General features: G+C 57.0%; 21 protein-coding genes. 11 read left to right on the plus strand and 10 right to left on the minus strand.

Features of this window, described 5'->3' with window-relative positions; all coding sequences use genetic code 11:
- Positions 1-19 precede the first annotated feature (19 nt).
- The gene (gene lpxD / locus AC6IY8_RS06885; protein WP_497778014.1) at positions 20-1,012 is read right to left on the minus strand and encodes a UDP-3-O-(3-hydroxymyristoyl)glucosamine N-acyltransferase; all 993 of its coding nucleotides are present in this window, start codon (positions 1,010-1,012) and stop codon (positions 20-22) included.
- A 78-nt stretch (positions 1,013-1,090) separates the two neighbouring features.
- On the opposite strand from lpxD, the gene ligD reads away from it, so the two are divergent.
- Together ligD and AC6IY8_RS06895 are read left to right on the plus strand one after the other, a co-directional pair.
- On the plus strand, positions 1,091-2,107 hold the full coding sequence (ligD, locus tag AC6IY8_RS06890) for a non-homologous end-joining DNA ligase (RefSeq protein ID WP_497778015.1): 1,017 nt from the start codon (positions 1,091-1,093) through the stop codon (positions 2,105-2,107).
- Positions 2,108-2,250: 143 nt separating this feature from the next.
- Entirely contained in the window at positions 2,251-2,541 is a 291-nt protein-coding gene (locus tag AC6IY8_RS06895) for a hypothetical protein (protein WP_497778016.1), read from the plus strand.
- A gap of 199 nt (positions 2,542-2,740) precedes the next feature.
- Here the strand turns inward: AC6IY8_RS06895 and AC6IY8_RS06900 are convergent, their stop codons facing one another.
- Together AC6IY8_RS06900 and AC6IY8_RS06905 are read right to left on the minus strand one after the other, a co-directional pair.
- A complete protein-coding gene (locus AC6IY8_RS06900; protein ID WP_497778017.1) occupies positions 2,741-3,397 on the minus strand; it encodes a hypothetical protein in 657 nt (218 codons plus the stop codon).
- Positions 3,394-5,571, minus strand: coding sequence for a DUF3857 domain-containing protein (locus AC6IY8_RS06905; protein ID WP_497778018.1), 2,178 nt, complete (start codon positions 5,569-5,571; stop codon positions 3,394-3,396). Before AC6IY8_RS06905 ends, AC6IY8_RS06900 begins: the two co-directional genes overlap by 4 nt.
- A gap of 589 nt (positions 5,572-6,160) precedes the next feature.
- Between AC6IY8_RS06905 and AC6IY8_RS06910 the strand changes: the two genes are divergently transcribed.
- The 8 genes from AC6IY8_RS06910 (at position 6,161) to AC6IY8_RS06945 (ending at position 15,743) form a co-directional block, all read left to right on the plus strand.
- Entirely contained in the window at positions 6,161-6,829 is a 669-nt protein-coding gene (locus tag AC6IY8_RS06910; RefSeq protein WP_497778019.1) for a LuxR C-terminal-related transcriptional regulator, read from the plus strand.
- Between the two features lie 340 nt (positions 6,830-7,169).
- Positions 7,170-7,859 carry a lipid-binding SYLF domain-containing protein gene (locus AC6IY8_RS06915; protein WP_497778020.1) on the plus strand — a complete coding sequence of 230 codons (690 nt, stop codon included), beginning with the start codon at positions 7,170-7,172 and terminating at the stop codon, positions 7,857-7,859.
- Between the two features lie 121 nt (positions 7,860-7,980).
- Complete coding sequence (locus AC6IY8_RS06920) at positions 7,981-8,880, plus strand: lysophospholipid acyltransferase family protein (RefSeq protein ID WP_497778021.1); 900 nt, start codon at positions 7,981-7,983, stop codon at positions 8,878-8,880.
- Between the two features lie 186 nt (positions 8,881-9,066).
- On the plus strand, positions 9,067-9,852 hold the full coding sequence (locus AC6IY8_RS06925) for a nucleotidyltransferase family protein (RefSeq protein ID WP_497778022.1): 786 nt from the start codon (positions 9,067-9,069) through the stop codon (positions 9,850-9,852).
- Between the two features lie 20 nt (positions 9,853-9,872).
- Entirely contained in the window at positions 9,873-10,580 is a 708-nt protein-coding gene (locus AC6IY8_RS06930; protein ID WP_497778023.1) for a metallophosphoesterase family protein, read from the plus strand.
- Between the two features lie 93 nt (positions 10,581-10,673).
- On the plus strand, positions 10,674-12,188 hold the full coding sequence (locus AC6IY8_RS06935; protein WP_497778024.1) for a M16 family metallopeptidase: 1,515 nt from the start codon (positions 10,674-10,676) through the stop codon (positions 12,186-12,188).
- On the plus strand, positions 12,185-14,371 hold the full coding sequence (locus AC6IY8_RS06940; RefSeq protein WP_497778025.1) for an insulinase family protein: 2,187 nt from the start codon (positions 12,185-12,187) through the stop codon (positions 14,369-14,371). The genes AC6IY8_RS06935 and AC6IY8_RS06940 overlap by 4 nt, the downstream gene beginning before the upstream one ends.
- 190 nt (positions 14,372-14,561) lie before the next feature.
- Entirely contained in the window at positions 14,562-15,743 is a 1,182-nt protein-coding gene (locus tag AC6IY8_RS06945; RefSeq protein ID WP_497778026.1) for a hypothetical protein, read from the plus strand.
- Between the two features lie 68 nt (positions 15,744-15,811).
- Here the strand turns inward: AC6IY8_RS06945 and AC6IY8_RS06950 are convergent, their stop codons facing one another.
- The 7 genes from AC6IY8_RS06950 to AC6IY8_RS06980 all read right to left on the minus strand — a co-directional run bounded on the left by AC6IY8_RS06950 (position 15,812) and on the right by AC6IY8_RS06980 (position 24,150).
- Entirely contained in the window at positions 15,812-17,059 is a 1,248-nt protein-coding gene (locus AC6IY8_RS06950) for a radical SAM protein (protein ID WP_497778027.1), read from the minus strand.
- Positions 17,060-17,230: 171 nt separating this feature from the next.
- Positions 17,231-18,763 carry a NapC/NirT family cytochrome c gene (locus AC6IY8_RS06955; RefSeq protein ID WP_497778028.1) on the minus strand — a complete coding sequence of 511 codons (1,533 nt, stop codon included), beginning with the start codon at positions 18,761-18,763 and terminating at the stop codon, positions 17,231-17,233.
- Between the two features lie 106 nt (positions 18,764-18,869).
- A complete protein-coding gene (locus AC6IY8_RS06960; RefSeq protein WP_497778029.1) occupies positions 18,870-20,828 on the minus strand; it encodes a cytochrome b/b6 domain-containing protein in 1,959 nt (652 codons plus the stop codon).
- Between the two features lie 91 nt (positions 20,829-20,919).
- Complete coding sequence (locus AC6IY8_RS06965; RefSeq protein ID WP_497778030.1) at positions 20,920-21,207, minus strand: c-type cytochrome; 288 nt, start codon at positions 21,205-21,207, stop codon at positions 20,920-20,922.
- A 441-nt stretch (positions 21,208-21,648) separates the two neighbouring features.
- On the minus strand, positions 21,649-22,143 hold the full coding sequence (locus AC6IY8_RS06970) for a Crp/Fnr family transcriptional regulator (RefSeq protein ID WP_497778031.1): 495 nt from the start codon (positions 22,141-22,143) through the stop codon (positions 21,649-21,651).
- A 203-nt stretch (positions 22,144-22,346) separates the two neighbouring features.
- Positions 22,347-22,988 (minus strand): Crp/Fnr family transcriptional regulator, encoded by a 642-nt coding sequence (locus tag AC6IY8_RS06975; protein ID WP_497778032.1) that lies wholly within the window; start codon positions 22,986-22,988, stop codon positions 22,347-22,349.
- A 415-nt stretch (positions 22,989-23,403) separates the two neighbouring features.
- The gene (locus tag AC6IY8_RS06980; RefSeq protein ID WP_497778033.1) at positions 23,404-24,150 is read right to left on the minus strand and encodes a class I SAM-dependent methyltransferase; all 747 of its coding nucleotides are present in this window, start codon (positions 24,148-24,150) and stop codon (positions 23,404-23,406) included.
- Between the two features lie 111 nt (positions 24,151-24,261).
- Here AC6IY8_RS06980 and AC6IY8_RS06985 point away from each other — a divergent pair, with 111 nt between their 5' ends.
- Positions 24,262-25,545, plus strand: a complete 1,284-nt coding sequence (locus AC6IY8_RS06985; protein ID WP_497778035.1) for an MFS transporter — start codon at positions 24,262-24,264, stop codon at positions 25,543-25,545.
- The last annotated feature ends 47 nt before the right edge of the window (positions 25,546-25,592 follow it).

The raw sequence follows: 25,592 nt of genomic DNA on the forward strand, positions 1-25,592 counted from the left end.
CCCAGGTCACCTACCACCCCTACTTTTTCTTCCTCGTCAACTTCCCTAACGTCGCCAATTCCTTCAAATACTCCGCGATCGGCCGCGCAGGAGTGCCCCAGAACACCACGCCTTTCCCTCTCACTACCTTCTTGCTCGGAACCCCGCTCTGCGCTCCCAGAATCACTCCCTGCTCGATCCGCACATGATCGGCAATCCCCACCTGCCCGCCGACGATAACTCCGTCCTCCAGCACCGAACTCCCACTAATCCCCGTCTGCGAAGCCACCACCACATTCTTGCCGATGCGAACGTTATGTCCCACCTGCACCAGGTTGTCGAGCTTCACTCCGTCCTCAATCACCGTGGCGTCCAGAGCTCCCTTATCGACCGTCGTGTTGGCTCCGATCTCCACATCGTTCCCAATCTCCAGCCGCCCAATCTGTGGAAATTTGTGATACTTCCCTGTCGCCGGGTCTGGTACAAATCCAAATCCATCGCCTCCCAGCACCGCCCCTGCCTGCACAATCACGCGGTCGCCCATTGTCGTCCCGGAATAAACCGTCACTCGCGCCACCAAATTGCAGTCCTCGCCGATCACGACTCCTGCACCGATCACCGATCCCGGACCGATATGCGCCCTTGCGCCGATCTTCGCTCCCGCGCCCACCACGGCCAGCTCGTCAATGCATGCCGTCGGATGCACCTCTGCCGAAGGATCTACTATGGCCGAAGCATCCAATCCTCCTTCACAAGCCGCCGACCGCCTCAATTCCTCGGCCGCCAACGCGAACCCCAGCCGCGGATGCCGCGCTCGCAGCAAGGCCTTACCGCGCACATCGGCGATCTCTGCGTCTGCCGCTACGATCACCGCTCCAGCCGCCGAAGCCAGAGCTGCTTCCAGAAACCGCGCCTGCTCCACAAAAACCACGCTCTGCGCGGTCGCTGTGCCGAAGCTCGACACTTGGACCAGCTCAACGTCGCCGCCTTCGCACACCGCGCCAATCCGCTTTGCCAATTCGATTGATTTCATGCGTCCGTTGTACCACTTCCTAACATTCTCTACCGAGACTTTCTTCGCGGAGTGCTTTCTGCTGCATCTAACCTCCGCATGCCACGCCGCGAATCCATTGTCGCCATCGAGGGCCGACGTCTTTCGCTCAGCAATCTCGATAAAGTCCTCTACCCCGAGGCTGGTTTCACCAAGGGGCAGGTCATCGATTATTACGTTCGCGTCGCGCCATTTATTCTGCCTCATCTTGCTGGGCGCCCGCTCACTCTCAAGCGCTACCCCAATGGCGTCTCCGGCATGTTCTTCTACGAAAAGAACTGCCCCCGGCATCGTCCTGAGTGGGTACCCACCGCTCCCATCTGGAGCGAAGGTAACCATCGATGGATGGACTATTGCGTCGCCGAGAACCTCCCTACTCTCGTCTGGGCGGCGAACCTTGCTTCTCTGGAGCTGCACACCTCGCTTTCCGTGGCATCCGCCATGCCGCATCCGTCCTTCATCGTCTTCGACCTCGACCCCGGCGAGCCTGCAAACATCGTCCAGTGCTGCCAGGTCGGACTCCGGGTTCGCGATGCCTTCTCCCGCTTCGGTCTCCGCAGCTTCGCCAAGACCTCCGGCTCCAAGGGACTGCAGATCTACGTTCCGCTCAACTCCGGCGCAACCTACAACGAAACCAAGCCCTTCGCCCACGAACTCGCCATTAAGCTCGAGCGTAAGCATCCCGACCTCGTCGTCAGCGACATGAAGAAGTCCCTGCGCCCCGGCAAAGTCCTCGTGGACTGGAGCCAGAACGACGAGCACAAGACCACGGTTAACGTCTATTCACTCCGAGCTCGCCCCTACCCGACCGTTTCCACGCCCGTCACCTGGGCCGAAGTCACCCGATGCCTCGAATCCGGCAATCCAGACGATCTTCGCTTCACCTCTGCTCAGGTGCTTGAGCGCGTGGATCGTCATGGCGATCTTTTCAGCCGTGTCCTTACCATGCACCAGCAGCTTCCCGAGTTCTCTGTGCTCGAAGGTACGTCTCCGGCTGCCAGCGCCGCCTCTCCCGTTCGCAAGCCGGTGCGATCCACCAGTAAGCGCGCCGGTGCACGCTCCCGACGAAGCGCCTGAAGCAAACGTTTACTAGGTGCTGAAACGACTTGACGTCTCTTTCCCGGACTTGCCACGGCAAGCAACAGTCATCGGGCTTTCGCAGTCTAAGTTCGGGAATCGTGTCAGATTGATGAGCCGGTCTTTTTCCGGCGGAGGAGATTATGCAGAATTGGAAGAAAGTCGTGGTTTGCAGTGCCGTTGGAGCCGGAACCCTGCTGGCCCTCACCGGGCGCCGTAACGTCGGCATTGCATCCATCGCCGGAGGCCTCGCCCTGCTCGCCAGTGAATACCCCGAGCACTTCGAATCCATCTGGGAGAACGCCCCCGACTACATCAATCGGGCCACGCAGATCTTCGCTACCCTCAGCCGCCTCTCCGAGCGGTTTGCCGAAGACGCCGAGCGCCGCAGCGTCGCCGCCTACCAGCAGTTCCGCCACGAATACAGCGACTGACGTGTTGAACTCATGGTATGAGACGAAACCTTGGTGACCCACCTCTGCCATCCTTCGGCAGAGGTGAGTCTTTAGATTTTAGATTTGAACTTGGTTTTTCAGTGTGTCATTCTGAGCGCAGCGAAGAATCCCAGCTCAGTCCCAGCCTTCGCATCCGCTCCAGGTCACCTACCACCGTAGCCCCAGCTCACGCCAAACCCTACTCGCCGACCGTGTTCCACCCCGCCTTGGCCATCATGTCTTCCGAAGCCGGAGAAGCCTGCAAATATGGAGTGTTGTTCTTCCGTCTTGACCCCGAATTCGGCGGCAAGATCGCCACCCGGAACGGTGCTGCCTTTGCGGTGAACTTCACCATCACCAAGTGATATCCGCTCTCCACGTGAACCTTGGCGCGCAGCGCACCATTTGCGCTCTGTCCTCGCGCCACCGCCCTGCGTCCATCAACGAACACCACTGCTTCCGCGCCGCTCTCCAGATACACATTCCAATCGCCGCCGCTCGTCAGGTACGTGCTCGAAACCGCATAGAACACGCCACCCTCCGCTTTTACTTCCTTTGGCAGCGTAAAGGTTCCATCGGCAAATACGAGTTCATACCTCTGCCGTTCGAAACGTCTGTGCGCGCCCTTCTGCGTCAGCTTCGCTGCTTCTTTCTCTGGTGCAAACTGCCGCGAGAAGTTCGTTCCCTCGCGCCCATATCGGCCGCTCAAGTGCCAGTCCGTCAGCAATCCGGCATCGCGCGACTTCTCCAGTTGAACCGCCTCGCTCATCCGCTCATCCTGCTCCTGAGCCTGAGCGCCCACAACGGAGCTCACTGCAAAAAGCGCGGCTGTTGCGATCCAGAGTTTCATCTTCATGGCAGTTTAATCCTGACTTCGCGCTGCAGAGCCTCATCAGCCGACTTGCAGAACGCGCGAAATGCCGCATAATCCTGCGTCTTCACCGTCAGCGGTTCCAGCTCCGTATAGGTCTCTACCCGCAGTTTGCGACCATTCCGCACATAGCTCACTTCCACCTTGCCGAAAGCTGTCTGAAATTTCGTGTTCACCGGCAGCACCGCCTCCGCGCCCTCCGGCAGTTCGTAATCAAAAACTTCATGCTCGCTCGGCGTCACCGGCACCAGCACCGGGTTCAAGCGAATCCGTTCTGGCGCATACTTTCTCGTCATCCCCGCCGTGTTCAGCGAACTCCGCAGCGTTACTTCGTGATCGCCCTGCGCCGCGTCGATCGAGCCTTCGATCTTCAGGTCCACCGCATGCGAAGCCCGCGCCGTTCCTTCGGCTACCGCATGAGCAATCTTCACCGTGGGATAAAACTGCGCGAGCGTAGCGCGATAATTTCCAGCCAGGTCGCTCGACTCCGAATTCCGCCGCTGCTCTGCTGCAAAGTATCCCTCAAACTTGGTCTGCGACTCAAACTCAACCCGCCCGGCCTTGTCCACCCGGGCCCGAACCTCGCGGCTCACGCGGTTTGACTCCGGCAGGGAAAACGGCACCGTCCGCCGCGTCGCCTTACCTTGGTCGTCCACCGTAATCGCCAGCGCGCCTTGATCGTCTCCCGGCAACTCGCCCAGCGCGGCCCACTCCGCCGTCCCATCCAAATACAGTCCCAGCGAAGGCACATACGCTACCGCGTGATTGAACAACTGTACCGAGTATGCATTCGCCGCCACGTCGCCTGCCGAGCGCGTCCTCACCATTGCAAACTCTGCCGGAACGCCTACCGCCCGCAGCAGCGCCACGATCATCGCCGCCTTGTCTTTGCAATCGCCAAATCCGCGCCTTCCCACGGTGGAAACCGGATAAGGCTGGTAGCTGTGCACGCCAAACTCAAAGGCTATGTACTTCGTGCTGCGCTGTACCGTCTCGTAAACCGCCTGTACCTTGCCTTGCAAGCTCAAGTCGCGACTGCGAATCTCTTCTGCCGCGGCGAGCATCTTGCCGTCCAGCTTCAGGCTTGGCTCCAGCAGCCCGCTGTACCACTTGCCGAACTCATCCATTGTGCCGATGCTCGACACATGCAGATAAGGTGCCGACGCCGTACCGCCCGGGGATAGTGCCTCAAACGGCTGCGCCGTGATATCTCGCATCTCCCACACGCGCGTCGTTTCGCCGCCGCTCTGCTTCACCGAAGCCGATTTCACTCCATGCTCGACGGCATAAAGCTTCATGTCGCTCGGAGAAATCACCACTCGCCTGCGCAGCCTAGTCGGGAAGGAATCGCGGAACATATCCAGCCGCGCATAATATCCTGCCCACGGATTCACATCCGTCGCGGGGAGCAAATTGTATTCGACTTCGACCACATCGCCTGGTTCCAGTTGCGAGAAGTGCAGATCGCGCGAGCGTGAATCGAAATACATCGATGTACCGCGCTCGATCACCGGCTGATCTGCCGAAATCGAAGCCATCACTTCGCGTCCATCCTGCTTCAGCACCCGCGCATGCAACACGTCGAGCATTTCGCTCATCGACGCATACATAATCGACCTCGGCGAGAAGCTTCGCGCTCCCTGCGCCGTGTTGATTCGCCATATCTGCTGCACGTGCCCGGTCGTCAATCCATTGCGACCCAGGCTGTCCTTGCGCAGTCGATCTATGTGGATATCTGCCAGCATTTCCACATCGCCGTTCGCGCGCTTCGCCGCCATCGCCGCGCGTCGCGGATTCATGAAGAACGCTGCATCTTTCTGGAGGTCGCTTCCACTCATCTGGCGCAGCACACCCGCTGGGTTCAGCGAACCGATGCGCAACAGCTCGTCTGCTTCTTCGGCCGTATCCGCAGCAGGCAGCATCGCGGAAATCGCTGCATTCAGCGCCCTCGCGTCTTCCGCTGCGAAGCACTTGCCCTGAGCGGAGAGCTCTTTCAATTGGCTTACGAGTGTCTTGCGCTGTTCAGGATTTTTCGTGGACAGGAACTGCAGTTCAAGAGCTTCGATTTCACGCGAATGGCTTTGCGCCTGCGCTGCAACCTGCGCTGTCGGCAAAACTGCTAGTAGCAAAATTCCGGCGAGTAAGTGGCGGCTCGTCATGTCTCCTGCAAACCAAGGGGACTCTGAACGCCTTCGTACGAATACGACAGACCACCGGCAGACCGATTCGTCTCCGGCCAGTCTTTCCTTGAACCCCACCCTCCCCGTGGCTTACTTTCCTGCACGGTTCAGAGCTCGGTTCAAAAGCTTCGTTCAGGTATGGAAAGATTCTGCCCTACGCCCGACAGAGCGGGAATGCACAGTTGCACTTAGTAACCTGATGAGATTCTCCTTAGTACAACAGCCCTTCGTTTCCGCCACCTACATTCATTACTCGCGAGTTTTCAATCACCTGCTGCAATCCAGTTAGCGTCCGCCCCAAGTTCGACCCCATACACCTAAGGAGGTTTCTCAGGCCCATTCAGACCTCTCCGCAGCGCCACCATTCGGTGCGTTCACGTCGCCATGGTCCTAATTCGCCTCATCTCCGCGCGGCCTCGCTTTTCGGACGTGTCCCTGCGTACAATGTCGAAGGTTCAATTTGTCTGTTTTTTCCCGAAAAGCTGAGTATCCTTACTTCATGGTGAACGCTTCGGGAACCAAGCATGCTGCGTCGGGCTCCGCCCCGGCCAAGAGGAGAGGTGCGGAAATGACTGAATCTGAAAACTCCGCCTCGACGTCTGCAAATAAGATCAAAATTGCGGTCGTCGAGAGCGACCCGCTTCGTTTCATCGGCTTCCGGGCACTGTTTGATATGGAGCCGGACATGGAACTCGTCTCCGCCTCCGCTAGCGACGTCCTGAACAAACTTGACGCCGACCTCATCCTGCTCGGCAGCCGTGGCAATCAGAATCTCTTTGACGTCATGGCCGGACTCAAGGCCCAGCGTCCCGACCTTCGCATCATCGTCACCGGTGCCGGTGCCGACGACGAGATGATCCTGAAAGCCCTTGCCGCCGGAGCCAAGGGTTACGTCGATGAGGCCGCCAGCCCCAACGAATTCGCAATGGCCATCCGCATCGTCAACCAGGGTTCCGTCTGGGCTCCTCGACGGGTCCTCTCAACCTTCATCGAGCGGGTCACGTCCTCCCCCGGGCGCATCTTCCCTGCCGGCCGCGTCACCTTCACCGACCGCGAAAAGGAAGTCCTCGAACTCCTCGTTGCTGGCCGATCCAACAAAGAAATCGGAGCCGCCCTAGGAATCGAGGAGCGCACGGTAAAAGCGCACGTTGCCAAACTCATGCGCAAAGTCGGCGTGCAAAATCGCATTGCCCTCTCCGTCCACGCCATCACCCATTCTCTGGTTTCAAGCAGATAGACACATATCAATCTCGCCCCACATCCTCGGATGTGGGGATTCTCTTCTGCTTCAGCCCCCTCCCTCGCAGTCTTGCTCTTGTTTTTGTTTCTGAATTTCGGGTGTCATCCTGAGCGAAGCGAAGGACCTCGGGGTTGCACTTGCTGTTGCTGCTCTACTTGGTGTTGCTGTTGCTCCTGAGGTGTCGTCCTGAGCGCAGCGAAGGCCCCCACCCTCAACACCACCGCCCCAGGTCACCAACCTCCACCCCTTATCTCTTCAGTTTCCCACCGGAACTTTCCTCTCTCTCCCGCGTTATGATCTTTCAGGGACTCACTTCACCGACCGGAAGGAAACTTCATTGAATAAGATCCTGATTGCAATCGTTGTGCTTCTGTCCACCACCGCGGCATTGGCCGGTGATCGCGCCGACGACGTTGAGCGTCTGCAAACCGGCGCCGACGTCATCAAGGAAATCATGGCCGCGCCTGACAAGGGTGTACCCGAGGAAGTCTTCTCCAGCGCTAAATGCGTTGCCGTCATTCCCAGCATGTTAAAGGCGGCTTTTGGTGTAGGGGGAGCCTATGGCAAGGGCGTCGCAAGCTGCCGCACTGATAAAGGCTGGAGCGCTCCGGCGTTCTTCTCCGTCCGCGGCGGAAGCTTCGGATTCCAGATCGGTGGCCAGGCTGCCGACATCATCATGCTCATCATGAATGACCAGGGCATGAACAACCTGCTGCAAAGCAAATTCAAGCTCGGAGCCGATGCCAGCGTCGCTGCCGGTCCAGTGGGCCGTCACGCCGATGCATCCACGGACTGGAAGATGCGCGCCGAGGTCCTCACCTATTCCCGCACCCGCGGCGTCTTCGCCGGCATCTCGCTCAACGGAGCCGTCATCACGCAACATCGCGATGACACCCGCGACTTCTACGGCCGCATGATCCCCTTCAGAACCATACTCACCGGCAACGTTGAATCGCCGAAGGAAGCCGCCCCCTGGCGCGACACCCTCATCAAGTACGCTGGCACCACCATCGCCGTAAAGAAATAGCCAAACCAACCCAAGCTCCACATGCGCCCCACTCAAGCTCCTTTGCTTGAGTGGGGTTTTTGCTTGTGCCCGCCTCCCATTGACCATGCAACTCGCAATTTGATACGTTCAGCTTCTACTCATGCGCTATTGGTTGGAGTTCCTTCCTGTGTGGCTCATCGCACAGACGCTGCGATGGTCGCCGCGTCCGGTGGCGCGTGCCTTTGCGCGCGCAATTGCCATGCTGGTCTATCACGCTCACCCGCGTCTGCGCCGAGTAGGCATGCGCAACCTCGAACTCGCCTTCCCCGAGAAATCCATCGCCGAGCGCGAGCAAATCCTCAAAGGCGTTTACCACTCGCTCGGACGCCTTTTATCCGAAGTACCCAAGTTCCCTGATTACACGCTCGACACCGTCGACCGCATCGCCATCTACGACGGTCTTGAGAACTACATCGCCGCTCGCGATCGAGGCAAGGGCATCCTCTTCATGACCGCTCACCTCGGCGGATGGGAGATAGGCTCCTTCGTCCACTCCATGCACGGACACTGGCTGAACATCGTCGTGCGCAATCTCGACAATCCCCTGCTTGACCGCTGGGTTCGCCAACTTCGCACTTTGCACGGCAACAAAACACATGACAAAGATGAGTACGCCCGCGGCTTGCTCGTCGCCATGAAGCGCGGCGAAACTGTCGGCGCTCTCATGGATACCAACATGACGCCGCCCCAGGGAGTCTTCGTCAACTACTTCGGCGTGCCCGCCTGCACTGCCGGAGGCATCGCTCGCGTCGCCATGCGCACCGGCGCCGCCGTCCTTCCTGCCTTCACCATATGGGACGAGTCATTGGGCAAGTACCGCATCCGCTTCGAGCCAGCCATTCCGACGGTCTGCACCGGGAACGATGAAGCCGATGCCATCGCCAACACCCAAAGCTACACTGCCGCCATCGAGAAAGCCGTACGTGCCCATCCTGACCAGTGGTTGTGGGTGCATCGCCGCTGGAAAACCCGTCCCGCCGGAGAGCCTTCCCTCTATTAACTCTGCATCGATTACCGGATTCGACACCGTCGAACCACCTTGGCTAATCGAACAGTCAATGCTCCAGATCACCTCAATCGCATTTACCACCAAAGCAATAGGCCACGGTGACCCCGTTCCCAATCAGTCCCGTCTTTCCTGTCTCTGAACCACAACACGTTCGCCCTCTTGAACATCAAATGGCTCATGGCTGAGGGCGAAAAAGCACTGCCGGTGAGCAGCTCCACTCCTCCAGAATTCGCTCCGGAGCAGCGCCAGATGTTCATCGAGGTGCTCACCCTCTTTATCAAGCGCAAGATTCCATTCGCCGTGAGTGGCGCATTTGCTCTGCACGAGCACACCGGCATATGGCGTGACACCAAGGATCTCGATCTATTCATCGCGCAGGAAGATGTTCCTCGCGCTCTCGATACGCTTGCTGCCGAAGGCCTCGCAACTGAAGTATGCGATCCCGTGTGGCTCTGCAAGGCCCGGCGTGGCGACTACTTCGTGGATCTCATCACCGGCATGAGCAACGCTGTCATTATCGTAAAACCTGATTGGATCACGCGCGCCAGCGTGGCTGACGTGCTCGGATTGCCCGTGAAAGTTCTAGCCGCCGAGGAACTGATTGCGTCCAAGCTCTTTGTAACTCGGCGCGAGCGATTCGACGGAGCCGACATTGTTCACGTCATTCACGGCACTGCAGGCAATCTCGATTGGGGCCGCATTCTGCAACTCGCAGGTGAGCACTGGATGGTGCTGCTCTGGGCGCTTGTGCTCTATCAATACATTTATCCGGCTCACTCCAGCTATGTTCCGCGAGCACTCTGGAATGACCTGCTCTCCCGCTTGCGCAATGAACTTGATCACCCCAACTCACGCGCGCCATTCCGCGGAAGTCTCATCGACGACAAGATGTTTGCCATCGATGTGAAGGAGTGGGGCATGGCGAATCTGAACGACCGCATGCGTGAAGAGCGCGGACAATAACACAGACGCGAGGGAGTTGAATGAGGATTGCAGCTGTCGCAGATCTTCACTACAGTCCACAAACTTACGACAAAATCCGCGAGCAGATGTTGCGCGTGCGTGATGACGCAGACATGCTCGTGATTGCTGGCGATCTCACCAACTACGGCAAACCGTCCGAAATGGATTCTCTGCTCACCATGCTCGTACGACTGCGCGTGCCCATCGTCGCCGTACTTGGCAATCACGACTACGAGAGCGGCCAGCAGGAAGAACTCATGAAAATGATGGCCGCCGAGGGCATCAAGATCCTCGATGGTAGCGGCTACGAGCGCGACGGCGTAGGGTTCGCAGGGACCAAGGGGTTCCTCGGAGGCTTTGGACGCGGCATTCTCACCGCTTTTGGTGAAGCCGAGGTAAAGGCTTTCGTTCAGTCGTCAATTGACGAGGCGCTGAAACTCGAGCGCGCAATGTCGCAACTGCGAACCCAAAAGCGCGTTGTCGTGCTGCACTATGCTCCGATTGGCGACACCGTCAAGGGCGAGCCTGTAGAGATTTATCCTTATCTCGGAAATTCGCGTCTCTCTGAAGTAGTCGACCGCCATGGCGCGAACATCGTATTCCATGGACATGCCCACCATGGCTCGCCTGACGGAAAGACAACTGGCGGAACTCCTGTACATAACGTAGCGCTTCCCATACTGCAGGCCACGGGAATCACTACGCCCTACCGCATCTTCGAGGTATAGCGAAAACCGCGTCCAGAGCGTACGTTCGACAGCATCTGTGACCGGGCTGTAAACTCGTGAATTCGGAAGCTACGAGGCTTCCGCGGAGGCACGATGATACGGCTGAAGGCCTACCTTCCTTTGCTGGTTCTGTTCTGCGCAATGCAGACAGCGCTCGCGCAGGATCTCGCGTCGTTTGAGAAACGAGTTCACGTAAAGACTCTTCCCAACGGACTGACGGTGTTGCTGTTGCATCGGCCGGAGGCGCCCGTCTTCTCTTTCTTCACCATCGTGGATGCTGGCGATGCTCAAGATCCCATGGGCAAGACGGGGCTGGCGCACATGATGGAACACATGGCCTTCAAGGGCACGGACAATATCGGCACCACCAACTTCGTTGCAGAGAAAACAGCATTGGAGAAGGTTGAGCAGGCTTATGCCGATTACGACCGCGAACGAAATCGCGTTGTGAACTATGACGAGAAGAAAGTAGCCGAGTTGAAAGCCGTGTGGGAGAAAGCGCGCCAGGACGCCGACCAGTACGTCGTCAAAAACGAGTTCGGCGAAATTATCGAGCGCAACGGAGGCGTGGGACTCAACGCCTCGACCGGTCTCGACAGCACACAATACTTCTACTCTCTCCCGGCAAATCGCCTTGAGTTGTGGGCCTATCTTGAGTCGGAGCGCTTCCTGCACCCAGTCATGCGCGAGTTCTACAAGGAGCGCGACGTCGTAATGGAGGAGCGCAGAATGCGCACCGATTCGTCGCCCACAGGAAGGCTTGTCGAGCAGTTCCTCTCTACTGCCTATGACGGCAGTCCATATAACCGACCTGGCATTGGATACATGAGCGACCTTCAGCATTTCTCTGCCACCGATGCGCAAAACTTCTTCAAGACTTACTACGTGCCTAGCAACATGATCGTCGCCGTCGTGGGTGACCTCGATGCCGATAAGACCTTCTCCGTTGTGGAGCGCTATTTCGGACGCATTCCTTCTGGGCCCAAGCCCGAGGAATACGTCACAGCGCAAACCAAGCAGAATTCCGAGCGCACCGTGCTGCTCCACGATCCTTCGCAGCCGTTCTATGTTGAGGGATATCAGCGGCCGAACTTCCGCGACAAGGATGATCCAGTGTATTCAGTCATCAGCAGCGTGATGAGCGAGGGTCGCACGTCACGACTTTATCGTTCGCTGGTAAGAGACAAGAAAGTTGCTGTCGCCGCTGCAGGCTTCAGCGGATTCCCCGGAGATAAGTACCGTAATCTTTACGCGTTCTATGCGGTGCCTTCCCAGGACCATACCGCAACGGAGATGGCTGACGCGATTCATGATGAGATCGACAAATTGAAACGCGACGGAGTGACTCCTGAAGAGTTGAAGATGGTGAAGACACGTTCCAAGGCTTCTCTGCTGCGCAGCCTTGCAAACAATCAGGGACTCGCGATTAACCTCGCCGAGAATCAATTGAAATACGGAGACTGGCGCGAGTTGTTCCGTCGCATTGACAAGATTGATGCAGTGACGAACGAAGATGTGAAGCGCGTAGCCAATGAGGTGTTCGTGAACACGAATCGCACTGTGGGAATTCTCGAGAACAAGGGCGCCGCCAAGGGAGGCATGCAATGAAGACGAGATCGCTCACAGTTTTGATCAGTGCCACCCTGCTGCTCGGTTCCCTGCATGCGCAGGAACCGACAAAGAACGACGCCGCCAAACATGAAACCGCGCCGAAAGCGGCTCCGGCGACTACGCCTGGAGTTGCGACAAACTGGAAACAGATTGCGATTCCTCCTCTGCCGCCTTTCCAACCCAAGGAACCGAGGCGTGTGGTTCTCTCAAATGGCATGATCATTTTCCTTACGGAAAACCATGAACTGCCGCTGATTTCGGGGTCTGCATTGGTGCGCGGTGGAAATTCTTCTGAGCCGGCAGAAAAGACTGGACTAGTCGAGATCTACGGTGCGACGTGGAGAACAGGTGGAACCACCAAACTTTCAGGTGATCAGCTTGATGATTTTCTCGAAGCTCGCGCTGCCAAGGTTGAAACCAGCGGCACGGAAGAAAACACGTCGATCAGCTTCAACTGTTTGAAAGCTGACTTCAACGATGTACTCGGAATCTTCGTGGATCTCCTTCGCAATCCGGCATTCCGCGAAGACAAACTGGCGCTGGCAAAGAAGCAGATGAACAGCAGCATCTCTCGCCGCAATGACGAGACGGATGACATCGCGGCCATGCAGCAGGACATCCTCGGCTATGGCAAGCAGAGCGCCTATGCGCGTGTTCCTGAATATGCCACGGTAGCCGCCGTGACGCGCGAAGACCTTGTGCAGTGGCACAAGCAGCACACGTCTCCCAACAACATCATCCTCGGCCTGGTCGGCGATTTCGATTCGAAGGAGATGGAAGCAACACTGCGCAAATCCTTCGGCGACTGGCCCAAAAGCGAGAAGGTGCAGGATCCCAAAGTAGCAATCGATCCTGCGAAACCTGGCATTTACGTCGTCGATAAGAGCGATGTGAATCAGAGCGAGGTCCGCATGATCGGGATGGGCATCGTGCGCAAGAACCCCGACTACTTTGCGCTGCAGGTGATGAACGAAATTTTCGGCGGAGGTTTCTCGTCGAGACTATTCAGTAATCTGCGCACCAAGGCGGGTCTTGCTTACTCTGTGGGCGGCGGCGTTGGAAGCTCGTGGGACCATCCCGGGCTCACCGTACTTGAGATCGGCACAAAGACCGAAACTACGTCTGAAGCAATCCGAGGGCTCTGGGAACAAGTCGATCTGCTGAAGAAGGAGGCGCCTAGCGAACTGGAATTAAAACGCGCAAAGGACGCGATCCTGAACTCCTTCATTTTCAATTTCGACACTCCCGCCAAAGTCCTTCGCGAGCAGCAGACGTATGAGTTTTACGGTTACCCGAAAGATTTTCTCGAACAGTACAGAATCGGAGTAGAGAAAGTTACCGCTGCTGACGTTCTGCGCGTCGCCAACAAGTACGTGCACAAAGAGGACCTCAAGGTTCTGGTCGTCGGCAACAGCGGCGAGTTCCAGAAGCAGCTTGCTGCACTTGGCCCTGTGACCCCAATCGATATCACGATTCCTGCGCCAGAGGTGAAAAGCGGCGCGGTGAAGACGCCGGGCAACACTGCGGACGGCAAAGCCGCCATTTCCAAACTGGTGGACGCATTGGGTGGAGCGAGCCGCATAAACGCAATCAAGACGCTGCACCAGACGATCTCGCTGATGCAGCAGGGCATGGAAGTGAAAGTCGATCAGAGCATCGTCTATCCCGACAAGCAGGCGCAAAAAATGAGCCTGCCGCAGGGAGAATTGGTGCGCATCGTCACTCCTTCCGCAGCCTTCATGGCTTTGGGCGCGCAGGTACGCGATCTTCCGCCGAGTCAGCGCAGTTCTGAGACCGACTCCCTGAAGCGCGACTTCGTTAACGTTCTGCAGCACGCAAACGATCCGAAGTATTCATTTGCGGTAAGCGGCAAGGAGAAGGTCGGGGACACCGAAGCAACTGTCGTGGACGTGAATGCCGACGGTGCTAAATCGCAGTGGTGGATTGCGCCGGATGGAAAGCTACTGCAAGAACAATTCTCCGAAGTAGGCCAGTCCGGTCCGACTACTACCACGATGAAGTACTTTGATTGGAAGAACTTCGACGGACTGGAGTACCCGACTCGTTACGAGGTCGAGAACGGTGGTCAACCAGTAGCCAAGATGAGCTTGAATTCGATGGAGGTTAATCCGGCGATCGATCCGAAGCTGTTCGAAAAGCCGGCACAAGCTGCCCGGTAGTGACTTAGCAAATGGCTTGGGTGCGCCTTGTTTGAGGGGGCGCACCCGCCTTCCCTTCCAATTCGGGATAAGTTCTCTAATTACACAGCCATCCTTTCTGCAGAGTCTCACTTCCTACATCATGGCCCAATCCGCCGACCCTGCACTGGCCATTCCACTTGCAGAGTCGAAGCTCCCGATGGAGGATCGAATGAATCTTCGCTCAAGGATGCGATTGCCTGTCCTGATCTGCCTGCTCTGTATGGTGGTTGTAGGCGCCAGTGCGCAGCAGGTCGTCAGCGGAACAGCCGACGATGGCTCGTTGTACCAGATCGTCAAGCCGTCGACCTGGAATCACCAACTCGTGCTTTACGCGCACGGCATTGTTGACCCTCAAGAACCGCTTGCGCTGCCCCAGGACAGCGGATTCACCGAATTTCGCGACGCTCTCGTCGCACAGGGGTTTGCTGTTGGATATTCCAGCTTTGCGGCAAACGGCTTCGCCATCAAGGAAGGCGCACTCGACACCGATCACCTTCTAGGCACGTTCACCGACCTGTTTGGCAAGCCCACCAAGACCTTCCTTGTCGGTGTATCGCTCGGCGGTGGAGTTGTGATCGATCTGGCCGAGCGCTTCCCTCATAAATATGCAGGTGTGCTGCCGATGTGCGGTCTACTGGGTGGCAGCCCGCTGGAAGTAGAGTATGTCGGAAACGCCCGCGTCCTCTTCGACTACTTCTTTCCTGGAGTGATTCCCGGAACGCTGCTGCACACAGCTCTGCAAACCTACGATCCGTTCACTCCCGGAAATGTCGGATTCAATGTGGCCGTGGCGTTGCTGAACGGCCTCACTCCGACAATTGCCAGCCCAATTCCACCCACGGTGCAACTTGCGACCGTGCTGCGGCTTGAGGCTGCATCGCCGGAAGAAATCCTGACCGGACTTATCGAGGTGCTTGGCTTTGATGTGCGGTATGTGAACGATTTGCTGAACCGAACACACATGGCTAGTCCATATGACAATCGATCCTTCTGGTACACCGGCTCGCTCAACGATAAGGCGCTGAACGCGGGAGTGGAGCGGGTGTCCGGTACCGTGGAAGGATTCGAGTACCTGTTCCGCTACTATCAACCCAGTGGCAAGATCAGCATTCCGGCGGTAACCCTACACACCACACGCGATCCGCTTGTTCCTTTCTGGCATGAACAGGCGTACCTCCTGCTCGTGTCGCAGCAACATCGCGACAACCTGCTCGTGCAACAGTCGGTGAACCGCTTTGGACACTGCGAGTTCCAGGCAGCGGAAGTTTACAACGCGTTTACCGGACTCGTGAAATGGGTGAACTTCGGCCTAAAACCCACCGGCGGAGATGTGACTGTACCCTCAAACTAACCTCGTTTAGGCAAGAGAAACGGCGCGGAGATCATCCGCGCCGTTCGTTTTAACAGTCGGTCTTGACTCTATTCCTTGCTTGCCATTGCCTTCGGCTGGTACACGCAGAAGGGCTCGGAAGCCATGTAGTTTCCGGTGGCAGCAAATGCGCGAGCGCGGCAGCCCATGCAGACGTTGCGGAACTCGCAGCAGCCGCACTTCCCTTCCAGCTTATTAGTATCGCGAAGGTCCGCGAACACAGCCGAGTCGTTCCAAATCTCCGAAAATGGCTGCTTGCGTAGATCGCCAGCGACTGCAGGCAGGTATCCGCAAGGATAGATTTCACCCTCGAACGAAATGAAGCAGACGCCCGTACCCGCGAGGCATCCCTTCGTCATGGCATTCATCGCATTGGGATCGCCGCCAGGATGTCCGTGCGGATGTGGCATTCCGTCATGACGGATGCCGCTCTTGCCGAACTTTTCATAGTCGGTTTTGAAAGCGATTCCCGTGGAACCGGGCATTGTCATTTCGGTTGCGCCGATGGCGGGTGCGGGTGCAGCCGCAGCAACTACACCGTAGCCCTCTTCCTTACGCTCCGCCGCGCGACGCTGGCGCACTACGCGGAAATAATGCGGGGCACAGGTGGCCTTCAACTCGATGTCGCCCACGGCCGCCTGGTCATAGAACCAGTTGAGAATCTTCTCGTACTCTTCGGGAGAAACCATCTGCGAGTCAGCGATATCCACACCGCAACCCACCGGAACGAGCAGGAAGGTGTGCAGTGCGTCGGCGCCAAGACCACGCACCATATTCAGAACGGCGGGCAACTCGCTTGCATTGTGCTTGGCGATCGTCATGTTGATCTGCACTGGCATGCCCAATGCCTTCAGGTTCTTAAAGCCGTAGACCGCAGCATCGAAAGCTCCGGGAATCTTGCGGAAACTGTCGTGCGTTACAGCGTTGGCACCGTCGAGCGAAATAGATACGCGCTTCACGCCAGCATCAACAACCTTCTGCGCGATTTCCTTCGTAACCAGCGTGCCATTGGTGGCCAACGCTACGCGGAGGCCCTTGTCCGTCGCATACCGTGCGAGTTGGAAGATATCCGGACGATAAAGGGGCTCGCCGCCTGACAGTACCAGGATAGGGTTCGCAAATTCAGCAATCTGGTCGATGATGTTGAGTGCTTTGTCGGTGGGGAGGTCGGAAGGAGACGCAAGCTCGGTAGCGGTGGCGCGGCAATGCACGCAGCGGAGGTTACAGCCTTTTGTGACTTCCCAAAAAATGAGGCGCGGCAGATGTTTTCCGGCGCCGGTATGAGGGCTCGCGTTCATGAAGTCTCCTGACAGCAATCTATCGTCTGATTGCAACTTAAAGATACGAGGCTGGATAAACACAGGGCCATGACTCTTGTCACAGTACCGTTGTGATACACGTCACTCTTCGCTTTTAGCCCGAAAAAAAGCCCGACAGAGCTGATCTGCCGGGCGAGAGTTGCTTGAAGACTACGGTGCAACGCCTCCATTGTGGCAATCGGAGCAATTCACGGCGGTCAAGTCGCCCAGGTCCACCGGGTGCTTGAACGTCATTGCAGTGTTCACCACCGCCGCGGGAAGCACGCCTTCCTCCTGGTTGAGCACGGTGTGGCACGAGTTGCAGTCTTTCGTGATCACCTTGCCATCCTTGCTGGTGTGGTTACCGTCATGGCAGCGGAAGCAGCCATTGAAGTAGTAATGGCCTACGTTGTCCGGATGCGTGCGCCAATCAACCTTCATCTCCGGGAAGATGTTGTTGCGGAAGATGCGCTGGAGTTCCAGAACCATATTCTGGACATCGCCAGAACGCGCGCTCGCAATCTGCGGATACTTCTCTTTGTAGAAGGCCGGGATCTGCTGAGCGATGGCATTCATTGCCTCCGCGTTGGTCTTGTACTGCGCGGTCAGCACCTGGACTCCCTGCTGCTTCGCAAAAGGCAGGCTGGGGTTTATGCGCTGCGACGCCAAGGCCTGATCGACTGCGCGGTCCGGCGGCGTGTAGACGTGCGTAGGACGATTGTGGCAGTCGATGCAATCCATACGGCGCTGCTCGAGTTTGCCGAACGAAGCCGCGTCAGCTCCAGCCGCAGTGTACTCGGTGACCTTGCCATTCGGGTCAGTCAGTCGCACCCACGAGATGTTCTGGCGCTTCGGATCGCTCTTGTACTCGATCTTGTTGGCGATGTTCATGTGCCAGTGAATACCGGCAGATTCGCCAGCGCTCGGTTCTCCGCCGCCGGTCTTGATCAGCAAGCGGACCTGTCGAGGACTGTTGGTCTCGTCGGATGCGAAGTGGTTGAAGACTTTCAGCTGTGCTCCCCAGAATCGGCGCGGCCAGTGGCACTGCTCGCATGTCTGCGAGGCAGGGCGGAGGTTGGCAACAGGCGTCTCAATGGGATGAGGATAGGTGCCGAGCGCGGTCTTGAACACCTGGCGCATACCTGACATCTTCGATTTCACATACCAGCTTGCACCGGAGCCGACGTGGCACTCCACGCAGCTCACGCGCGCATGCGCCGAGTGGGCATGAGCCGTGTGCTCAGGATGCATCACAGTGTGGCAAAGCTCACCGCAGAACGTCGTCGAGTCTGTGAACTCATACGCCCGGTAGCTTCCAACAGCGCTCAGCATCATGAAGACGACAACAAAGCTCACAAACGTAATCAGGCGGCTGCGCTGCCCGGGCTGGTTCAAATCTATGGTAGGCAGTCCCGCTGTGCCGTGTACCGCTTGCAGTCGTCGATTGCGTTCGCGCCAGATTCCCAGCGCGGCAATGAGCAACCCAAGAACGAGAAAGCCCGGCAACACCATGTATGCCAGGATCCCCACGTAGGGAGCAGCCTGAGCCGACGTGATGTCGATCAGGAACAAAACGATGATATTGGCCAGAGCAATAAAGGCCAATGCAAGTCCGGAAAGGCTGATGTAGTTCTTCGCCAGGGACCTGTAAGAGAAACCCTCGTGCTGAGGGTCTTTGGGCGTGTTCGGCCCGGGGTCGGTCATTCGAATCTCCTGCAACGGTAGTGCGGCAATACAACGCTGTCCTATCTTGCAGACTTGGCGCTAACAGCACGGCAGCAGGCATAACCTGCTGCCGTGCACTGCCACACTACTTTGTCACTACGTGATGGGTTTTGGCTTTGTCTCCAGCTTCGCCTGAATACTCAGCCAGGGTTGCTGAATCGAGCCCGTGCTCTTCCTGATAATGCTCGAGCGACATCTTTCCATCGAGGAACGCATAGTTCACCGGGTAGGTGTCGGGATCGAGTATGACCTGGTAGAAGTGCCATACGATGATTGCCAAAGTAGCTAGAATCGCTTCATAGAAGTGGACGGTAATGGCCACGTCGATCCACCAGCGCGGTACGAAGCTGGCGAAGATGACCTTGAACCAGGCCGCCACGCCGGTAAGCGCCATCACGAACGTGCCCCAAACCAGTGCCCAGTATTCCATTTTCTCAGCGTAATTGAAGCGCTTGAACTGCGGCTTCTTATCAGAGAATCCGAGATAGTAGGCGAAGACGTCCACCATATCCGTCGCATCCTTGAGTTCCGGCAGCATGTCAATCAACATGCGACGGCCCTCACGGTAGAAAGCCAGATAGATGACGTGGTACAGGCTGACGACGATCATCAGTGCGCCAGCAAAGCGGTGAACGTAGCTGCGACCAATTTCATTGACGAACATGAAACGCGTGGCCGCACCCGGATACTTAAGAGCGAATCCGGTGATCACCAGGGTAAAGAACGACACGAACAGCAGGAAATGCTGAATTCGCTGGTTCTTCGTCATGCGCACAACTACGCGAGGACCGCTCGCATGATGTGCAGGATGCTTGCGGCGATCGGCCAGCTTGCGAACGAAGATCATCATGTTGTGCAGCAGCATGAAGCCGATGACACCGATGATCATCAGGATATAAGCATTGCGAACCCAGGTATTGACCTTGACGCCGAAATCAGCCTTAGCGGCAGCAACAGGATCCAGGTGAACCTGACCCTTCGCGAAATTCGCGTTCGCTCCAGGATGGCACTGACCGCAAGTCGTGACGAGGTTTGCAGGGTTGGTCTTCGATTGAGGATCGCTGGACGGCAGAATGCCGTGCGAGCCATGGCAGGAAGAGCAGCTAGCAGTGTTCTTCGAACCCACTGCGTTCGCCATACCGTGATAGCTGGCGTTGTAGCTGTCCGTGCGGCCACCCGGGATACCGAATTCCTGCGTCATGCGCACATTGTTGTGGCACTGCGCACACGCTACGTCACCCTGATTCTTGCTGGATACGGACGACAACTGATCCTTGGTCGCCTTGATGGTGTGAACACCGTGGCAATCAATGCAAACCGGGGCATGAGTGTTGCCGGCCGCGAGAGACTTGCCGTGGATGCTGTTCGCAAACTGCGCCTGCTCGCCGCTGTGGCACTTGGCGCAGGTCTTGGGAACGTTCGCGCGGAAGATTGGCGAAGTGAAGTCGCCAGCGCGGCGGACATCATGCGCGTCGTGGCAATCAGAGCAGACTGCCGCTTTTTCGTTTCCGGCAGCTATGAGTTTTCCGTGAACCGACTCCTGATATGCAAGAGCAGGCTTGCCGGCCATCCCTGGCATCGACTGGGAGTGGCACGAGCCGCACATCTTCGGAATGTTGACCTTGGCTGAACGGGACTTGGGATCGCTGGCCGGTAGGATCTCATGAATATTGCCGTGGCAGCTTTCGCAATTTGCAGCTTTAGCGTTGCCGGCAGCCAGCGCCTTCCCGTGCACACCGTTGTCAAACATCTTCTGCTGATCGGCATGGCAGGTAGTGCAGGTGGGTTTTGCAAGACCCGCATCGTGCGGAAGGGCCTTGATATCGGTGTGGCAGTCAACGCAGGAGAACATGGAGCCGTGGATGGACGCCTTAAACGCATCCCCATGCACAGCCTTGCCATTGACCATCGATGCATCGCTATGACACGCGAGACAATCATCGTTGGTTGGCTTTGACTGCGCCGCAGCACCGGTTCCAGCGTATGCAAACCCGGCGCAGACAAACACCAGGCACATAATCCAGACAAGTCTTAAATTCTTCACAAGCCCTTCACCTTCGAGTTCAGCATAAGCAACTCAAGTAGCTGCCCGAACGTTGGTCCGGGCAGCCCAATGAAACAAAACTTCCAGTTTCCTACTTAAGAGACTTCACGAACGCTGCAACAGCCTTTGCTTCGTCTTCGCTCACGTTCTGAGGCTTCATCTTTCCCTGCCCCTTCGTCACTACCGCGGCAAGCTGTGCCTCAGACTTCCCCTTGACCTCCGGCGTATTCAACGGCTTCACGCCCATGGCGGGAATCGACTTTGATCCATCAGCGCCGTGACATCCAGCGCACTTCGCCTTATACACGGCGGCACCATCGGCGGCAAAGAGAGGCATAGCCATCGTGGCAACGATCGCGACTGCAAAGAACTTTTTCATTGATTCTCCCTGATACTGATAAGGAACATCCTGAAGGCAGCAAAAAGACTCAGGTACACTGCTCTTCGCTTTTTCAGGACTTTATGGTTTTCGCATCCGCAGCGCACCGGGGGCAGTGAGTGTACTCACGAATTCCCGTGACTTAGATCACATGAGAGTGGCTGCGACATCGTACGAGCAGCGTTTCTGTAACGCAAATGTTGGGGGAGGACGTTCTTTTCGCGCGGAATCAAACACCTGCAATGGCATTCAGGACACTCCTGAAGGATTGTGTGTTTCTAGATGAATCCCCGTTACGACGTTGTAAGCATCATCGAGCCAGAGTGACGCAAAATGCAAGAGTTTTGAGGAATCAAAGTGATTGAGCTCAGGGGCAATTTGCCGGTACGTGCAAAGGGCCGCTTGGGGCGGCCCTCTCTTTTGCACGTGAGAATTTACCGATTAGGACGCAATTGGTCTGGTGCGCTGCGTGCGAGTTCGGCGCGCACGCGTCAATCCGATGGACCGCACGCGCTCATAGGCGCCGTGCAGATCGTCGCTGAGGCTGCGTACCACCTCCATGCAAACCATTGGGTTCTCGCGCAGGAATTTCACCAGATCTTTGCGCTTGATAAATGACACTTTGGCGGAATCCAGCAACTCGGCTGTGACCTCATAGGCATCGCCGCTCAACGTGGCGCCCAATCCTAGAACTTCCCCAGGACCGGCCACGCGAAGCAACAGGCGCTTGCCACTCTCCGAACAGATGGAGAGTTTGGCTCGGCCCTCGCAAAGAACATAGGCTCCACGCGATGGACGACCCTCGGAAAACAACAGCGCGCCCTTTACTAGCTGGCTCTGCTCCTTGATCCCATCAAAGCTGCTGATAGCGTCCGCCGCCATGTCGCAGAAGGGGCGATCCGTGCGGAATGCGCATTGTGTGCAGCTAGACTGCATATCACTCTCCATGGAAGGGTTGTATCTTTTATGCCATTTGCAAGCTGTGATTCGAGTCACCCCATATCGTGAGTCCCGCCACAGGGCCTCCAACCAGGCAACCGGGATTCAGCGTCAACGAACACAGCACGAAGCAGTACAAGCAAGAAAAGAATGGTCCGGCTGAGGGCCGGACCGTGTATGAATGCTTACTGTAAACGGATCTAAGCAGTCGACAACGCCTTGAGTGCTGCTTTGTTTCTGATTACCAAAGTGGAACCTTTTGATTGCACTATCTGCCGCTTCTTCATCTCAGCGAACAATCTTGTGACCGTCTCGCGTGAGGTGCCAATCATTTGAGCGATCTCTTCGTGAGTCAATGCCAGCTTGATGCGCGGTTCCTGCTTAGCACCTTCGCCGTTCTTTGAAGCCCATTCCAGAAGGAGCTTCGCGAGTTTTTCTGCCGCAGAGTGCGATAGGCCCAAAGACCGGATCTCGCGACACGCCGCATTGTACTTCTCGCTCAGTTGCTCTGCGACTCTTAGGCATGCTTCCGAGTGCTCCTTGAGGAGTCGCAGAAAGTCCTCACGCTTCACGAAATTGATTTGGCAGGGGTCAATGGTCTCAGCAGTCAACTCGTAAGGCTTGCCGCTGACGGATGCACTGAGGCCAAGAACTTCTCCCGCTTCAGCGATTTTGAGGATAAGAGTTTTACCGTCCGTCGAGCAGATGGACAGCTTTACACGCCCTTTGCAGAGTACGAATATGCCTCGCGGCGCCTGGCCTTCCACAAAAAGAATCGCACCCTTGGGATAAGCGGTCGCATATTTAATTTGTTCGAAGGATTGGAGCGCGGCGTCAGGCAAATCGCAGAAAATTTGATCTGCCCTCATCTTGCAGGTGAGGCAGCTCTCGATTATGTCCAGACCGTACGGTGTAAGCACTGGTTCCCCCTGTGTCACTCTTCGGGCTAGACACAGGCCCGAATGGGGCGGCTTCTGTTATGAATTGCCGCACTTTCACATCTGCACGATGAACCGGTTTTACGTTGCATCCAGCTTGCAACATGCCCCGGACACACACATGCCTCGCCTAAGCTTGTACGGTTTACAATGCACCTAAAGGAAGTACACCCATCACACACAATTGTGACGGCATCACATTTCAGTGATCTACCGCACACTCGAAAGTTTGCCACCGGCCCTGTTCGCCCAATCCTTACAAAATGCCTTGTAATTCGCAGACTACATGTGAGTTACGAGGAACCAGCGCCAATCGGAATCAGCCTAGTTCAACGCGATAGAGCTGATATTGTGCGTCCTCGTACAAACGGCGGAGTTCAGGAAAGGACGCAAACTCCTGCTGTTCGAAAGGAGCGTTGTAAAGCACCAGGATTGAGCGTGGTTCTTGCCGCGCCGAGCTCGTGAGATTCCGCAGAACCTCACGCAAAACGTAATCGGGGAAGGGATTGAACAGGTACAGCACGATGTCCGTTAAGGGAAACTCGTACTCCCTGGCATCGGCGCACACCGTCTCAATGTTATGGCATTGCTGCCCCGGTTCTTGAAATCGCGCGATATTCTCGCGTGCAATGGCGTCGAGTTCGGGCTGAACCTCAACCCCGACAATCCGCGCAAACGGATACATGGAAGCCATCAGTAGGACTCTTCCTTTGCCCGATCCGAGGTCGATGAACGTGTACGACTCGAGATCGACAGTCGCCAGATGCAGCATGATCGCGTTGAATTCCTGCTCGACAGTAGGCTGATAGAGCCGCTCGCTGAAGACTTCGCGCAGTCTCACCGAGATTGGCAATCTCGCCCACGTTGTATCAACCGCATGGTCGCAATCGTAATCGATATCGCCAAAACGGCTACGACGTCGCTGCGGCATAGAGTCCCTGACGCACTCGATGAATTGGGTGGCCAAATACTTGATCGAGCCAATGACGCCTCGCACGCGAACCGAGTCACGCTGCCAACGCAGGACAGCGGATGCGAGCGACTGCGGCTTGATAGTTGGAGGCATACGCATATTATGGCATCCAACAAGCGTTCCGAGAGCATGTGAGATTCGAAGCGTCGCAGTCGGTCGTCGATTTCGCGCACACGCCTTCAATGTGTCAAAGTAGAAGCAGTCATGACTGCAGTCGGCGTCGAACATCGTGCGGCAGGGGCCGCATTCCACTATCCCAATTTCAGACTGTTTCAGGCAGCTCGCTTCTTGGTCGTCGCGGGCCTTGAGATGCAATCCGTTGCCGTGGGCTGGCAGGTCTATGAGATCACGCGCAGACCGCTCGATCTAGGATTGGTGGGACTGGCGCAGTTCCTTCCCGGATTACTGTTCTTTCTGGCAGGCGGCCACGTGGCGGATCGGTTTGATCGCCGTCGTGTCCTACTCGCCTGCTACTCAAGCTTCGCCCTCTGCTCGATCGCTTTGCTCATGATTACCTTGCGCGGGGTTCATAGCGTCGCCCCGGTGTATGTCGTTCTCGTCGCAATGGGCTTCGTGCGAGTCTTCAACGGGCCCGCAGGACAGGCGTTCTCTCCTCTGCTGGTGCCTGCCGAAGTGTTTCCCAATGCTGCGGCCTGGGGATCATCGATTTTCAATACTGCCACCATCCTCGGACCGGTGATCGGCGGCGTCTGCTATGCGCTCCGTGGCAGCCCTGTCATGGTGTACGTGATAGCCGCATCGGCTCTCGCGGGCGCGGTTGTTCTGACGTTCGCAATCAACATCAAGGGTGTGCAGCAGATCAGTCAGGGACGCGACTGGAACGCAGTTCTGGCGGGTTTCCGCTATGTAGTGCGCAACAAGCTCATCCTCGGCACCACAACATTGGATCTTTTCGCCGTACTGCTAGGAGGAGCCGTTGCGCTGCTGCCGGTGTTTGCGCGCGAGGTTTTAAATGCGGGCCCGCGCGGTTTGGGGCTCTTGCGTGCCTCACCCGGAATCGGGGCAGCGATCATGGCCATCGCTCTTGCATATCGTCCGTTACGGCGGCGAGCAGGCGTAAAGATGCTGTGCTGCGTTGCGGCGTTCGGGGGAGCGACTGTCTTGTTCGGCCTCTCTCGAAATTTATACTTGTCGATGTTGGCCCTGCTCATGGTCGGATCGGCCGATATGGTATCTGTGATCGTGCGCTCCACCGTGGTTCAGCTCGCCACGCCAGACGAGATGCGTGGACGTGTGAGTGCCGTGAACATGCTGTTCATCGGAGCGTCGAACGAGTTCGGTCAATTTGAGAGCGGAATTACTGCGCAGTGGATGGGGGCGGTTCCGGCCGTCGTTGCCGGGGGGATTGGCACTCTGCTGGTTGTCGCTCTGTGGAGTTGGTTCTTCCCTGCATTGCGACGAGTCGATCGACTCACTCCGGATTCCCTGGCCATCGCCACAGAACGAGACTTGACCGAGACACAATAAAAAAGTGGCCGCCCCATGTCGGTCGGCCACTCGGGAACATAGAAGTT

Source organism: Koromonas soli (assembly GCF_059726265.1).